The organism is Pseudoxanthomonas sp. GW835-FHT14C01 (assembly GCF_058793715.1).
Genome location: NZ_JBXAGB010000001.1, coordinates 656,689 through 669,707, shown reverse-complemented (window position 1 = coordinate 669,707; position 13,019 = coordinate 656,689). Strand labels below are relative to the sequence as shown.

At 69.1% G+C, this 13,019-nt stretch carries 13 protein-coding genes; 5 read left to right on the top strand and 8 right to left on the bottom strand.

The window, feature by feature from the left end; genetic code table 11:
• Complete coding sequence (locus AC1Q5B_RS02945; protein ID WP_492630238.1) at positions 1 to 162, top strand: hypothetical protein; 162 nt, start codon at positions 1 to 3, stop codon at positions 160 to 162.
• Positions 163 to 268: 106 nt separating this feature from the next.
• On the opposite strand, the gene AC1Q5B_RS02940 is transcribed toward AC1Q5B_RS02945, so the two are convergent.
• The 3 genes from AC1Q5B_RS02940 to AC1Q5B_RS02930 form a co-directional block, all read right to left on the bottom strand.
• Positions 269 to 3,400 carry a discoidin domain-containing protein gene (locus tag AC1Q5B_RS02940; RefSeq protein WP_492630237.1) on the bottom strand — a complete coding sequence of 1,044 codons (3,132 nt, stop codon included), beginning with the start codon at positions 3,398 to 3,400 and terminating at the stop codon, positions 269 to 271.
• A gap of 153 nt (positions 3,401 to 3,553) precedes the next feature.
• The gene (locus AC1Q5B_RS02935) at positions 3,554 to 3,928 is read right to left on the bottom strand and encodes a hypothetical protein (protein ID WP_492630236.1); all 375 of its coding nucleotides are present in this window, start codon (positions 3,926 to 3,928) and stop codon (positions 3,554 to 3,556) included.
• Positions 3,925 to 4,953, bottom strand: a complete 1,029-nt coding sequence (locus AC1Q5B_RS02930) for a DUF2272 domain-containing protein (RefSeq protein WP_492630235.1) — start codon at positions 4,951 to 4,953, stop codon at positions 3,925 to 3,927. Before AC1Q5B_RS02930 ends, AC1Q5B_RS02935 begins: the two co-directional genes overlap by 4 nt.
• Before the next feature lie 174 nt (positions 4,954 to 5,127).
• Between AC1Q5B_RS02930 and AC1Q5B_RS02925 the strand changes: the two genes are divergently transcribed.
• The 3 genes from AC1Q5B_RS02925 (at position 5,128) to AC1Q5B_RS02915 (ending at position 7,354) form a co-directional block, all read left to right on the top strand.
• Complete coding sequence (locus AC1Q5B_RS02925) at positions 5,128 to 5,967, top strand: arylamine N-acetyltransferase family protein (RefSeq protein WP_492630234.1); 840 nt, start codon at positions 5,128 to 5,130, stop codon at positions 5,965 to 5,967.
• Positions 5,968 to 6,041: 74 nt separating this feature from the next.
• Positions 6,042 to 7,010 carry a polysaccharide deacetylase family protein gene (locus tag AC1Q5B_RS02920; protein ID WP_492630233.1) on the top strand — a complete coding sequence of 323 codons (969 nt, stop codon included), beginning with the start codon at positions 6,042 to 6,044 and terminating at the stop codon, positions 7,008 to 7,010.
• Positions 7,011 to 7,111: 101 nt separating this feature from the next.
• On the top strand, positions 7,112 to 7,354 hold the full coding sequence (locus AC1Q5B_RS02915; RefSeq protein ID WP_492630232.1) for a hypothetical protein: 243 nt from the start codon (positions 7,112 to 7,114) through the stop codon (positions 7,352 to 7,354).
• Here AC1Q5B_RS02915 and AC1Q5B_RS02910 read toward each other — a convergent pair.
• Entirely contained in the window at positions 7,351 to 8,130 is a 780-nt protein-coding gene (locus AC1Q5B_RS02910; protein WP_492630231.1) for a LytR/AlgR family response regulator transcription factor, read from the bottom strand. The two genes, AC1Q5B_RS02915 and AC1Q5B_RS02910, sit on opposite strands and share 4 nt — an antisense overlap.
• Positions 8,127 to 9,233 (bottom strand): sensor histidine kinase, encoded by a 1,107-nt coding sequence (locus AC1Q5B_RS02905; RefSeq protein ID WP_492630230.1) that lies wholly within the window; start codon positions 9,231 to 9,233, stop codon positions 8,127 to 8,129. Before AC1Q5B_RS02905 ends, AC1Q5B_RS02910 begins: the two co-directional genes overlap by 4 nt.
• 139 nt (positions 9,234 to 9,372) lie before the next feature.
• Here AC1Q5B_RS02905 and AC1Q5B_RS02900 point away from each other — a divergent pair, with 139 nt between their 5' ends.
• Positions 9,373 to 9,825: a hypothetical protein gene (locus tag AC1Q5B_RS02900; RefSeq protein WP_492630229.1), complete on the top strand. Its 453-nt coding sequence runs from the start codon at positions 9,373 to 9,375 to the stop codon at positions 9,823 to 9,825.
• A 1-nt stretch (position 9,826) separates the two neighbouring features.
• Here the strand turns inward: AC1Q5B_RS02900 and AC1Q5B_RS02895 are convergent, their stop codons facing one another.
• From AC1Q5B_RS02895 to adh, 3 genes are all read right to left on the bottom strand, one after another.
• Entirely contained in the window at positions 9,827 to 10,219 is a 393-nt protein-coding gene (locus AC1Q5B_RS02895) for a DUF779 domain-containing protein (protein ID WP_492630228.1), read from the bottom strand.
• A 20-nt stretch (positions 10,220 to 10,239) separates the two neighbouring features.
• Complete coding sequence (gene adhP / locus AC1Q5B_RS02890; protein ID WP_492630227.1) at positions 10,240 to 11,268, bottom strand: alcohol dehydrogenase AdhP; 1,029 nt, start codon at positions 11,266 to 11,268, stop codon at positions 10,240 to 10,242.
• Between the two features lie 122 nt (positions 11,269 to 11,390).
• On the bottom strand, positions 11,391 to 12,920 hold the full coding sequence (adh, locus tag AC1Q5B_RS02885; RefSeq protein WP_492630226.1) for an aldehyde dehydrogenase: 1,530 nt from the start codon (positions 12,918 to 12,920) through the stop codon (positions 11,391 to 11,393).
• Between the last annotated feature and the right edge of the window lie 99 nt (positions 12,921 to 13,019).

Here is a 13,019-nt window from a genome sequence, read left to right as displayed (position 1 = left end):
GTGCGGCATGTCGTGGGCGGCGAGGGCGCAGCATTGCAATACCGTGTCGTGGCCGGCGAACAGGCAGGGACGACGGCGACTGCCAGCATCGACGAATTCCGTCTGTGGGCGCGCTTCGAGGTCGTACTGCAGGACAACGGGCGCTGGGTGAAGGCGGACTAGCGCGCGTCGCGCGGGTCTGTTCTCGTGCTGCCGGAGTACGAAGCCTATCGCCGGCGCGTACCGATGCTGGTGCCCGGAACGCGCCGCTCCCATGGATCTCCGTCGCTCACCAGGTCGCGATCAATTCCTTGAACGGCCGGGTCGTGCGCAGACCTTGGTCGTCGAAGTCGGCGACCGCCTTGCCGTCGATCATCACGCGTGCTGGCTTCGTGCGGTTCGGCCAGCTGACGCGCAGCGCGGTGTCCTTTCGCAGGCCGCGGCCGAGCGTCACGCGCAGGGTCTGGTCCTGTTGCCGTGCGGTCATCGCCAGCGTGCCGTAGGCGGTCGGCAGGCCGTCCACGCGCAGGCCGTCGCCGGCCACCCACGCGGGCGGCGCGCCCGGCAGCAACGACAGCGCGTCGTCGCCTTCGTGCATCAGCATGCCGAAGATGGCGCGTGCGTATTCCGAGCCGATCCACGTGTGCGGCATGTCGCCGAGATAGATCGCGTGGCGCGGATCGGAATACACCACTTCCGCCAGCACCTGCCACGGCGCGGGGCGACGATCGCCGAGGAAGCGCATCAGCAGTTCGTGGGCCTCCTGCGGACGGTTGAGGTGCACGTAGGTCAGCACATTGCGGATCTCGTACGGCGTGTACGCGTACAGGGCGCCGGGCACGTCGCGCTTGCGCACGTCGGCCAGGTAGCGGTCGAACGTGGTCTTCAGCGCATCGGCCGGCAGCACGTCCTGCTGGCCGGCCGGATCCAGGCCGATCGACAGGCTGGTCGGATCGCTGCCGCCCATGTCCGCATCGGCCGGGATGGTGTCGATGCCCTTCCATGCCATCGTCGCCCGCATCGACGCCGACAGCGAGGCACGCAGCGCGGCGTACTGCTCGCGCGCCCAGGCGGCGGTCTTCGCATCGCCCCACTGCTCGGCCAGCCACGCACCGTCGTGCCAGCCTTTCAACGCCCAGAAATCGTCCCAGTAACTGTGCGTGGGAACGGGATAGCCTTCATGGCTGATCGACGGCGCGAGGATGCCGTGGAAACGCTCCGGCGACGGCTGGTCTGCCAGGTAGCCGGGCACCATCGTGCGCTCGCGCAGTTCCTGCATGAATTTCATCGCGCGCGTCACCTTGTCCTGGTACTCGCGCACGCTGGCCGCGCCGCCATCGAGGCGCGCGATCTCGGCGACCAGCCAGATCAGCTGGCCCTGGCTGTCGTACTCGATGTCGGAACCGAAGCCGGTGTTGACCGAACCGTCGTCGTTGAGGATCGGCGAGACCAGGCCGTTCTCGTGCACCGCATGACCGGCATACCACGCCAGATAATCGCGTGCGGTCGTTGGCATGCCCATCCGCACCAGCGTGGCGGCCGTGGCGGCACCATCGCGGATGAAGGAGCGGTTGTAGTTGCGCGGACCGGGCTGCATGGCGTGGCCGCTCTGGTTGATCAGCATGTACGCGGCCTGCGCACGCAGCATGTCCACCAGCGAGGCATCCGGCAGCGACAGGCCAATGCGGCCGAGGCGTGCCTGCCACTGCGCCGCCACCTGGTCGGCGAGACGGTCGAATGCGCCTTCGCCGGTCAGGCCCGCCAGTGCGATGGGCGGTGCCGGCGGCAGCGGCTTGGCCGGATCGATGCGCGCATCGCCGAGTGCGAAGGCGATGACGATGTCCTGTCGCGCGCCCGGTGCGAGTGCCACGTCGTAACCGAGTCGCCCGGCGGCGAGGCCGCTGTCGTCCTGCGCCTGTCGCGTATCCGGCAGCGCATCCGCGACCAGCAGGCCGGTGATCTCGCCTTCGCCGTGCGTGCCGAAGGCGGATGCCGATACGTGCTGCGTCGGCACCAGCGACTGGAACAGCGCGCGGCCATTGACCTTCACCACAATGCCGTCGCCGGTCGTGTCGATGGCGATGTCGCGGATCGGCGACGGTCCGCCGTTCTGCCACGGCGGACTGACCTGCATGGGACGCGTCAGCAGGTTGAACGTGCCGGCGACCGGCGCGGTGCCGGTGTTGTGCAGGCGGTAGCGCACCAGCGTCACCGGCGCGCCCCGCTGTTCGATGGCGATCGCCGAGGTGGTCAGTTCCAGCCCCGGCTGCGGCGACCACTGCACCGACGGCATCGGCATCCAGCCATCGCGCAGGGTGTGCGTGATCGGGGTCTGGGTGTTCGCGGCGCTGGCGCGGCCGGACGCATCGCGCCAGACCGGCTGCACCAGCGGCGCACCCTTGAAGGCTTCGACATGGCCGAACTCGTCGAGCACCGACTTCTGCCGGCCCGCGGGAATGCCGACCGCGGTCCAGTACACCTGCTGCTGGTGCAGCGACGACGGGAACAGCGCGGCGTGCTCGCGCGAGGCCGCCAGTTCGTAGCGCTTCATCGCCGTCATCACACGCTTGGGGCCGATCAGTCGCAGCCGTTGCAACGTCGGTGCACGCGCGTCCGTGCCCTGCACGCTCAGGCGCAGGGCGGACAGCGTGCGCGCCTGCGTGTCGGCGAGGAACGAACTGCCCCCGTAGGCACGCGGATCTTCGGCGAGCGTGATCCAGCGATCGCTGCCGGCCTCGCGGCCTTCGAGCGTGGCGCTGCGCGGGGTGTCCTTCCAGAACACTTCCAGACCGGCCAGCGACAGCGGACGCGGCAAGTCGATCTCCAACTGGCGCGCGCCGTCCTTCGTCGGCGCACCCTGCATCGTCTGCGCGCCGTCGCCCGTCCACAGCCGCGCCGCATCGCGGCCGGCCCCGCGGATCCGCGGGGCTTCGCTGGCTGCGTAGGGCTGGAACTCGAAGACGGACACGCCCCAGTCGGCCGTGCGGTCCGGTGCGGCCAGCCGCAGGTAGCGTGCCTGCACGGTGGGGAAGATGTCGTAGCTGATGCCGCCGACACCGTCGCGGGTCCGGAACGCGGTGCGCCAGTGCTGGCCGTCGTCGGACGCCTCGATCGTGTACGCGCGCGCGCCACCCCATTCCCAGTGCAGTTCGACGGCGCCGACCGCGACGCGCTTGCCCAGGTCGACCTGGTACCAGTGGCCCTGCGAGAACGCGCCGCCCCATTTGGTCGCCGGATCGCCGTCGATCGCTTTCGCGGGCGCCATCTCGACCGTGGTGCTGGCCGAGCTGCTGGCGACCCAGGTCGAGCGGGGCGGCAGCCCGTCCGCGGCACGGGTGGCATCGGTCGTCAGCATGACCACGGCCAGCGCGAGGACACGAAGGGAGGCGGGCAGCGCGCGAGGCGACGGCGAAGGGTTCATGCGGGGTGTCCTGGCAGGCGTGGGGGCGACCCGGGAGCGCCGGACACTAGCCATGAAAACGTTTACATGCGAGCTGCGCTGCACCATCGCCGTCGTCCGGTGCGATGAGAACCGAGCCGTTTCCCGTGATCGGTGGCGCGCGGTCCGTCCGGATCAGGGCGTCTTGCGCAGCCCGTGCGCCGCGTTCTCGCAGACCACCAAGGCGCCGTCGTCGGTGACGGTGCCGGTGGCCTGCACGCGGTCCCCGGCCTTCAGCGCCGGCACGTCATCCGGTGGCGGCGCCTTGCACAGGTTCCAGCGGGCAGGCAGGTGCACGTCGACCTGGCCGTTCTCGCTCGCGATCTTCACGATCGCGCTGCCGTCGTAGGTCCACGGCGTGGTGTCCACGCTGACGATCGTGCCGTCGACGGTGGCCTGCTGGCCGGCCGCCAGGGTGGCGCTGGGCGTGGCGATCGGCGTGGTCGCGCAGGCGCCGAGCAGCAGCGCGGCGGCAGACAGCATGCAAGGAATGAGGAGGCGCAGGGTCATTCGGACGTGTCCGTGGCGGACGGGGCGTCCGACGTTGCGGGGCACCTTGGCACACCCGCGCCGATGACGCAGTGAACGCAGCACTCCGCCTTCTCCGGCGACTCGCCGCTTGGCGCCTCCTGCGCCGGCGGTAGGAAGCCTGGCAGCTTCGCCAGCTGCTCCGGCGACTTCAGCCGCAGGATCGCCGCCCAGTCCTGGCGGTTCATGTTGCACGCGGCCTCGTTGTCCGGCGCACACAGCGTGCCGTCGCCGATGCGCAGCGGCAGGCCGCCCCAGAACTCGCCATTGCGGTTCAACGGCAGCATCCTCATGGTCACGGCCTGCTGCACGTTGCCGCCGATGGCGTACGCGGTGTTGTCGTTGTTCGGGTTCACCGCCACCACGATGTCGCAATGCATGTCGAGCGAACTGCCGTTGCGCAGCAGCGGCACCAGGCCCTCGTAGCCGAACAGGCGGCTGGACTGGCGCACATAGCAGATCAGGTCGCCGACCACCGGCTTGGCCTTCGCCACATCGATCACGTCGAACGCGTTGGTCGACGGGTTCTGGTAGGCCGCCTGCACGTAGGTGAAGTGGCGGCCGGACCCGCGGAAGCCGGGGACCCTGGCTTCGCGCATCACCCACGAGATGAAGGCCGCCGACCACGGCGTGTCCACCACGAAACCGCGGCAGGCCTCGGCCTGCGGTCCGGTCGCCGAGGCGTACAGGCAGTCGGTCGCGCCGCGGCGGTGGCCGATCGCGGCGAGCAGGCCGCTGTCGCGCCAGTAGCGTGCGACGCGCTGCCAGGCGCGGTCATCGCCGATCGACAGCAGCGACGACTCGGCTTCCATCACCGGCGCGTTCGCCAGCCGGCCGTTGCGATCGATGAAAGGGCGATACCACATCAGGTGCTCGCGGCAGGCGACCGCCGCGATGCGGGTGGCGACGTCCGACGGTGTCTGTTGCGACAACTGCGGGCAGGCATCGGCCGCGAACGCGGCACCGGAGGTCAGCAGCAGGAGGGGCAGCAACAGCCATGCACGCATCAGAGGGTCCTTGGGGGTCGGTGATCCTTCTTACGCATCATGCCGCATCGGCAGGACACCACGTCATCACGCGGAATGAAGGTATGGGAAAGGTCTGGAGCGAAGGTGGCGCCAGCTTGACCTCAATCGTGGTTGAGGGCGCACCGTGGAGAACCCGCCACATCCGGAACCGACATGTCCGCCTCCCTCATCGACACGACGCTGTACCTGCGACGACTCGGCTACGACCGGCCCCCGCCGCCGACGCTGGACACCCTGCGCACGCTGCAGTGGCGGCACACGGCGGCGTTTCCCTTCGAAACGCTGGCGACGCTGCTGCGCCAGCCGGTACCGATGGAACTGCACGCCATCGAGCGCAAGCTGCTGCACGAAGGGCGGGGCGGCTACTGCTACGAACTCAACCGCATGTTCCTGGCGCTGCTGTCGACGCTCGGGTACGCCGCACGTGGCATCACCGGGCGTGTCGTGATGGGCGAGGCGGAGGGCGCCGTCACGGCGCGTACCCACCTGCTGTCGCTGGTGACCGTCGACGGCGTGCGCTACACCGTCGATGTCGGCTTCGGCGGCATGGTCCCGACCGCGCCGTTGCGGCTGGACCGCGAGGACGCACAGTCCACGCCGCATGAGCCCTATCGCATCGTGCGCCGCGGCGACTCGCGTCTCCTGCAGGCGCAGGTGGCCGGCGAATGGCGCGCGCTGTACGTCTTCGACCTGCAGCCCCAAACCGAGATCGACTACATCGTCGGCAACTGGTACGTCAGCACGCATCCGGACTCGCCATTCCTGGACCAGCTGCGCGTGGCGCGCACCGGCCCGGGCTGGCGCAGGACGCTGGGAAACGGCAGTGTCGCCCTGCACCGCATCGGCCACGCAAGCGAGCGGCGCGCGCTGGTGGACGCGGAAGACGTGATCGCCGAGCTGCGGGACGGCTTCGGCATCCGCGCGCCCGACCATCCCGCGCTGGTGCCGGCGATCGCGCGGTGGCTGCAGGCGCATGCGCACGCCGACGCCTGAGCGGCGCGAGGTCGGCGCTGGTCGCGCGAAGGTCTCCACGGGTAAGCTCGCGCCTTCCCACCCTTGGATCGCGCATGCGTTTTCTTCTGCGAACCCTGCTGCTGCCGCTGGTCGCACTGTCGGCGCACGCCGCCAGCGCCGACCGCCGCATCGCCATCACCATCGACGACCTGCCGTGGCAGCGCATGGACAAGACGCCGCCGGCGGAACTGGCATCGCGCCACGCGCAACTGATGGCGCAGTTGAAGCAGGCCGGCGTGCCGGTGGTGGGCTTCGTCAACGAAGGCAAGCTGGAGGTCGAGGGCCAGGTGCAGCCGTCGCGCGTGGCGATGTTGCGCGACTGGCTCGACGCGGGTTACGAGCTGGGCAACCACACGCACGGCCACCTCGATGCGCATGCGGTGGGGTTGCCGGCGTTCCAGCAGGACATCCTCGATGGCGAACGCGTGCTGCGGCCGTTGCTGGCCGAGCGTGGCCAGGTGCCGCGCTGGTTCCGCCATCCCTACCTGCGCGCCGGTCGCACGCCCGAGGAGCGCGCCACGCTGTCCGCCTTCCTCGGCGACCACGGGTACCGCATCGCGCCGGTGACCGTCGACAACGGCGAGTGGGTGTGGGCCTTCGCCTACGCCAACGTACTCGACGGCCAGCCCGACACGCCCGAACGCGCCGCCACGCTGGAGCGGCTGCGTCGAGGCTATGTGCCCTACATGCTCAACAAGGTCGATTACTACGAAGCGCAGTCGCAGGCCCTGCTGGGTTATGCGCTGCCGCAGGTATGGCTGCTGCACGCCAACGAGTTGAATGCGGCCGCCTACGCGGAGCTGGTGGCCGGCGTGCAGCGTCGCGGTTACCGCGTGGTGACGCTGGACGAGGCGATGCGCGATCCGGCCTACGCGCGTGGCGAGGACGGGTACAACGGCCGTTACGGCCCGAGCTGGCTGCATCGCTGGGCGATGGCCGAGAAGAAGCCGAGGGATTTCTATGCCGGCGAGCCGGGAGTGCCGGGCTGGGTGCTGACGCTGGCGGGCGTGGAATCGGAATAACTGGCCCACCATGCCGCGTTTCCGCGTTGGTCACGCTGGACCAGGGCGGGCCGCATCGCATGCCAGGCAGGGCGCAACCACAGCGTGCCGGGAGCGGGAACATGCAGAAGAAGGTGGACCTGTCGACCTGCCAGGGGCATCTGGTGGAAGTGGTGCTGGAGCGCGCCGGCGAACGCGAGCCCTGGTCGCTGGCCGTACGGGTGCGCGATGCCGGCGGCGACTGGAGCGACAACCTCTGGGTCGACGACCGGCATGCCTACTTCACCTGCTACGACGCGCTGGCGGCCTGCAAGGCACGGGCGCAGCACGTCATCGATGCCCGCCGGCAGATCCGCACCGGCTAGTCTTCGCGCCGCAGCGTGGCCAGTTTCAGGAACGCCTCGTGCTGGTAGCGGCTCATGCGCAACTGCTGGCCGGTGTCCATCGTCACCACGTGGTAACCGTTGAACCACGGATGGATGTCCTTTACCCGGCGGATGTTGATGATGGCCGAGCGGTGCACGCGGGCGAAGCGGCGCGGATCCAGGCGCGCGGCCAGCGCGGCCATGGTCTCGCGCAGGTCATGCACGCGGTCGGCCAGGTGCAGGCGCACCGTGTTGCCGCTGGCCTTGATCCAGACGATGTCGTCCACGTCGACCAGCACGACGCGTTCGTCCTCGCGCACGGGCACCCGTTCCAGATAGGCGTCGCGCTGCTGCAGCGACGCCAGCGCCTGCATGATGCGCGACGTCGTGTCGGCATCCGCACCCTGTGCGGTGGCCAATCGCTGCTTCGCGCGGCGCAGCGTCTCCGCGAAGCGGTCGCGGCTGAACGGCTTCACCAGGTAGTCCACCGCGTTCGCCTCGAACGCGCGCACTGCGAACTGTTCGTAGGCGGTGACGAAGATCGTCGCCGGCATGCGGGCCGCGCCGATCGTCGCCACCACATCCAGGCCGGTGATGGCCGGCATCTGGATATCCAGGAACACCAGATCGGGCGACAGGTCGCGGATCGCGGCCACGGCGGACACCCCGTCGCCGCACTCGCCGGCGACATCGATGTCGGGATCCTCGCGCAGCAGCCGCACCACCGCATGGCGCGCGATCGGCTCGTCGTCGACGACCAGCGCGGTGAGGCTCATGCCGGCACGTGCTCCGGCAGCACGTCCGCATCAAGGTCGCGGAACGGCAGGCGCAGCCTGCAGGCCACGCCGCGCGGGACGATCAGGTCCAGCCGCAGGCTGGCGTCGCCGCCGTAGAGTTCGCGCATGCGCAGGCGCGTGTTCGACAGGCCGATGCCATGCCCGCCGGCGTGGCCGCCTTCGTCCAGCGTGCTGTTGTAGTTGCGCACGTCGATGCACAGCTGGTTGCCTTCGCGCCGGCAGTCGACCTCGACGCAGTCCTCGCCGACGTGCTGGCCGATGCCGTAGCGGATCGCGTTCTCCACGATCGGTTGCAGCACCAGGCTGGGGACGGCGGCGTCGAGGACGTCCGGCGCGACGTGGATGCGCGTGGTCAGCCGGTCCTTGAAGCGACGGCGCTGGATGCCGAGGTACAGCTCGAGCAGTTCCAGTTCGCGCCGCAACGGGATTTCCTGGCCGTCGTAGTCCTCCAGGAACGCGCGCAACAGTTCGCTCAGGCGCAGCAGCATGTCCTCCGCCGACAGCGTGTCCTCGTCGAGCAGGGTGATGATGGCGTGCAGCGTGTTGAACAGGAAGTGCGGCTGCAGCTGGGTCTTCAGCACCTGCAGCCGCGACTGCGCGAGTTCGGTCGCCAGCCGACTGGCTTCCAGTTCGCGGCGCGCCTTCTCGGCGTGGAACTGGATGGCCTGCTGGATGGCGAACAGCATCCAGTAGGTCAGCAGGCCGATGGCGAAGTGCTGCTCGAGGAAATAGCCGAGCTGTTCAAAGAAGCCGCTGGGTTCGAACAGCGTGGAGACCAGCGCGCCGATCATCATCGCGAGGAAGGTCGTGCACAGGCTGGCCACCAGTTGCTTGCCCAGCCCGCGGAAGCGCAGCGTGCCGCGTACCGGATAGCGCTCGGCCAGGCGGAACACGAGGGGCGCCAGCGCCGCCCACGTGTACCACTGGATCAACGACCAGCGGATCAGGTCCCACAGCGGCCAGCTGGGACGTGACAGGCCGCTGTTGAGCTTGTTCTGCAGGGTGAACAGCAGCGCGACCGCCGTCCACAGGGCCAGGTAACGGAACAGGCCGATCTCGGTGCTGCCCAGACGGATTTTCATGCGGACCTCCCAATCGGCGTCCGCATCGTAAGGGCCGCGCGCGGGCGGCGGGAAGCCATCGGGAGGCCGACTACGATTCGCCACGGCGGCACGACGATTCGTCACGGATCCGTTGCCGCCCTGTCCGGACAGGCGCGAGATGCGCTCGCCCCGCACGCGATCCCGCGTCGCCGGTGGCGACCTCATCACCGGAGATCACGCCATGCACCGCCTGTCCGTCGTCGTCCTGCTTATCGCCGCCAGTCCGATCGCCGCCCTCCAAGCGGCTGAGCGCACGCACTATCTGTACGTCGTGAACCGCGCCCACGATGGGATCGTGTCGATGTCCGCGGCGCCGGCCGGCGTCGACGACCCTCGCGAAATCCTCGCCGGCGCCCGACTGGCCGGCGGCGGCGATGCCGCCACCGTCGAGATCCGGAGCGAGGGCTGCGTGCACGACCTCCGGATCGTCTTCGCCAATGGTCGACGCGCGCTGTATCCGGCCTTCGACCTGTGCCGTGCAGGCGGCCTGCGGGTGATGCCGCTTCCAGCCCGCGACGCGAAGATGCGACTGGCCGGCACGCGGGCGCAGGAACGGACCGTCGCCGACTGAGTCAGACCCGTCCCGCCGCCGCCAACGCCGCGAACTCTTCGTCGGTGAACAGCCGCGAGCGCACCAGGAAGCGCACACCCTCGCCGTTCTCCAGCGAGAACATGCCGCCGCGCCCGGGCACCACGTCGATGACCAGCTGGGTGTGTTTCCAGTAGGCGAACTGCGTGGGACTGATGTGGAAGCCGGCGCCGCCGATGTCGCCCAGATGCACGTCGCGGTCGCCGAGGATGAAGTCGCCGACCGGGTAGCACATGGGCGAGGAGCCATCGCAGCAGCCACCCGACTGATGGAACAGCACGGCCCCGTGCCGGGCCTGCAGGCGCGCGATCAATGCCAGCGCCGCCGGCGTGGCCGTCACCTGCGGCGGCGGGGAGACGCGGGGCGTGGCGTGCATGGTCGGAACCCCGGCTGCGCTCAGGCGGCGAAATCCAGCACGACGCGTCCCTCGATCGCGCCGGCATGCATGCGGGCGAACACCTCGTTGATGTTCTCCAGCCGGTCGGTCGCCACCGTGGCCGCCACCTTGCCCATCGCGGCGAATTCCAGCGATTCCTGCAGGTCCAGCCGCGTGCCCACGATGGAGCCGCGCACGGTGATGCCGTTGAGCACCATGCCGAAGATGTCCAGCGGGAACTGGCCCGGCGGCAGGCCGTTGAGCGAGACCGTGCCGCCACGGCGGACCATGCCGATGGCCTGTTCGAACGCCTTTGGCGAAACCGCGGTGACCAGTGCGCCGTGTGCGCCGCCGATCTCCTTCTTCAGGTAGGCGACCGGGTCGGTCGTCTTCGCGTTGACGGCGACGGTGGCGCCCAAGCGGCGGGCGAGGTCGAGCTTGGCGTCGTCGACATCGACGGCCGCCACGTTCAGGCCCATCGCCTTCGCGTACTGCACGGCCATGTGGCCGAGCCCGCCGATGCCGGAAATCACCACCCAGTCGCCGGGCCGGGTGTCGGTGACCTTGAGGCCCTTGTACACGGTCACGCCGGCGCAGAGGATCGGCGCCACCTCGACGAACCCGATGTTCGCCGGCAGGTGGCCGACGTAGCCGGCATTGGCCAGCGCGTATTCCGCGAAGCCACCGTTGACCGAGTAGCCGGTGTTCTGCTGCGTCTCGCACAGCGTTTCCCAGCCGCCGAGGCAGTGCTCGCAATAGCCGCAGGCGGAGTACAGCCACGGAATGCCGACGCGGTCGCCTTCTTTCACATGGCTGACCCCGGCGCCGACCGCAACCACGTGACCCACGCCCTCATGGCCGGGTATGAACGGCGGGGTGGGCTTCACGGGCCAGTCGCCCTCGGCGGCGTGCAGGTCGGTGTGGCAGACGCCGCAGGCTTCGATCCTGACCAGGATGTCGCCGGCGGCCGGACGCGGCACCGGCACCTCCTCGATCACCAGCGGTTTGCCGAATTCCCGCACGACGGCGGCTTTCATGGTGCTGTCCATGGTCGGTTCCCAATGAAGTGAGGATGGCCACGCTACGACGAACGCGTGGCCGTGACGTTGATTGCGATCAATCCCGTGTGCGTGCGCGATGCCGCCGGTCGGACGGCAGCGCGCATGCGATGTCAGAAGAAGCCCAGTGCCTTCGGCGAGTAGCTGACCAGCAGGTTCTTCGTCTGCTGGTAGTGGTCGAGCATCATCTTGTGGTTCTCGCGACCGATGCCCGACTGCTTGTAGCCGCCGAACGCTGCGTGCGCCGGATAGGCGTGGTAGCAGTTGGTCCACACGCGGCCTGCCTGGATCGCCCGGCCCATGCGGTACAGGCGCGATGCGTCGCGGCTCCACACGCCCGCGCCCAGGCCGTACAGCGTGTCGTTGGCGATGGCCAGCGCCTCGGCTTCGTCCTTGAAGGTGGTCACCGACACCACCGGCCCGAAGATCTCCTCCTGGAAGATGCGCATGCGGTTGTGGCCCTTGAAGACGGTCGGCTTCACGTAGAAGCCGCCGGCCAGGTCGCCATCGAGCACGGCCTGCCCGCCGCCGGCCAGGATGTCGGCGCCTTCCTGCCGGCCGATGTCGATGTAGCTCAGGATCTTCTCCAGCTGTTCGCCGGAGGCCTGCGCACCGACCATCGTGTTGGGGTCCAGCGGGTTGCCCTGCTTGATCGCGGCGACGCGCGCGAGCACCTTCTCCATGAAGCGGTCGTAGATCGATGCCTGCACCAGAGCGCGGGACGGACACGTGCAGACTTCGCCCTGGTTGAAGGCGAACATCACGAAGCCTTCCACCGCCTTGTCGAGGAAGTCGTCGTCCTCGGCCATGACGTCGGCGAAGAAGATGTTCGGCGACTTGCCGCCCAGTTCCAGCGTCACCGGGATCAGGTTCTGGCTGGCGTACTGCATGATCAGCCGGCCGGTGGTGGTCTCGCCGGTGAACGCGATCTTGGCGATGCGCGGGTTGGAGGCCAGCGGCTTGCCCGCCTCCAGGCCGAAGCCGTTGACCACATTCAGCACGCCCGGCGGCAGCAGGTCGCCGATTACCTCCATCAGCACCAGGATCGAGGCCGGCGTCTGTTCGGCCGGCTTCATCACCACGCAGTTGCCGGCGGCCAGCGCGGGCGCCAGCTTCCAGCACGCCATCAGCAACGGGAAGTTCCACGGGATGATCTGGCCGACCACGCCCAGCGGCTCATGGAAGTGGTAGGCGATGGTGTCGGCGTCGATCTCGCCGATGCTGCCTTCCTGCGTGCGGATGGCGCTGGCGAAATAGCGGAAGTGGTCCACGCACAGCGGGATGTCCGCGTTGAGCGTCTCGCGGATCGGCTTGCCGTTGTCCCAGGTCTCGGCGTGGGCCAGCAGTTCCAGGTTCTGCTCGATGCGGTCGGCGATCTTCAGCAGCACGTTGGCGCGGTCGGTGGTGGATGTCCTGCCCCACGCCTCCTTCGCGGCATGGGCGGCATCGAGCGCCAGTTCGATGTCCTCGGCGTTGGAGCGCGGCACCCGGGTGAACACTTTGCCGGTCACCGGCGTCGGGTTGTCGAAATACTGGCCCGAACGGGGCTCGACCCACTGGCCGCCGATGAAGTTGCCGTAGCGCAGCTTGAAGAGGGCGGAGGGATCGACGGCCTGGGGGCGGGGCGAGGCAACTGCGTTCATCGGAAACTCCATGCAAAGGTGGACCCGGTGCGGGTGCGTCCCTCCGACGCAGGCGGCGTGCCAGATCCGCGTGCTGCGGCGCGTCACGGCGGCGGGCGG

Bases quoted from the DNA above. Each gene is read 5' to 3' on its own strand.
- AC1Q5B_RS02930 (WP_492630235.1), bottom strand. From the start codon at position 4,953: ATGCGTGCATGGCTGTTGCTGCCCCTCCTGCTGCTGACCTCCGGTGCC.
- AC1Q5B_RS02895 (WP_492630228.1), bottom strand. From the start codon at position 10,219: ATGCACGCCACGCCCCGCGTCTCCCCGCCGCCGCAGGTGACGGCCACG.
- AC1Q5B_RS02940 (WP_492630237.1), bottom strand. From the start codon at position 3,400: ATGAACCCTTCGCCGTCGCCTCGCGCGCTGCCCGCCTCCCTTCGTGTC.
- adhP (WP_492630227.1), bottom strand. From the start codon at position 11,268: ATGGACAGCACCATGAAAGCCGCCGTCGTGCGGGAATTCGGCAAACCG.
- AC1Q5B_RS02920 (WP_492630233.1), top strand. From the start codon at position 6,042: ATGCGTTTTCTTCTGCGAACCCTGCTGCTGCCGCTGGTCGCACTGTCG.
- AC1Q5B_RS02935 (WP_492630236.1), bottom strand. From the start codon at position 3,928: ATGACCCTGCGCCTCCTCATTCCTTGCATGCTGTCTGCCGCCGCGCTG.
- AC1Q5B_RS02905 (WP_492630230.1), bottom strand. From the start codon at position 9,233: ATGAAAATCCGTCTGGGCAGCACCGAGATCGGCCTGTTCCGTTACCTG.
- AC1Q5B_RS02900 (WP_492630229.1), top strand. From the start codon at position 9,373: ATGCGCTCGCCCCGCACGCGATCCCGCGTCGCCGGTGGCGACCTCATC.
- AC1Q5B_RS02910 (WP_492630231.1), bottom strand. From the start codon at position 8,130: ATGAGCCTCACCGCGCTGGTCGTCGACGACGAGCCGATCGCGCGCCAT.
- AC1Q5B_RS02915 (WP_492630232.1), top strand. From the start codon at position 7,112: ATGCAGAAGAAGGTGGACCTGTCGACCTGCCAGGGGCATCTGGTGGAA.
- adh (WP_492630226.1), bottom strand. From the start codon at position 12,920: ATGAACGCAGTTGCCTCGCCCCGCCCCCAGGCCGTCGATCCCTCCGCC.
- AC1Q5B_RS02925 (WP_492630234.1), top strand. From the start codon at position 5,128: ATGTCCGCCTCCCTCATCGACACGACGCTGTACCTGCGACGACTCGGC.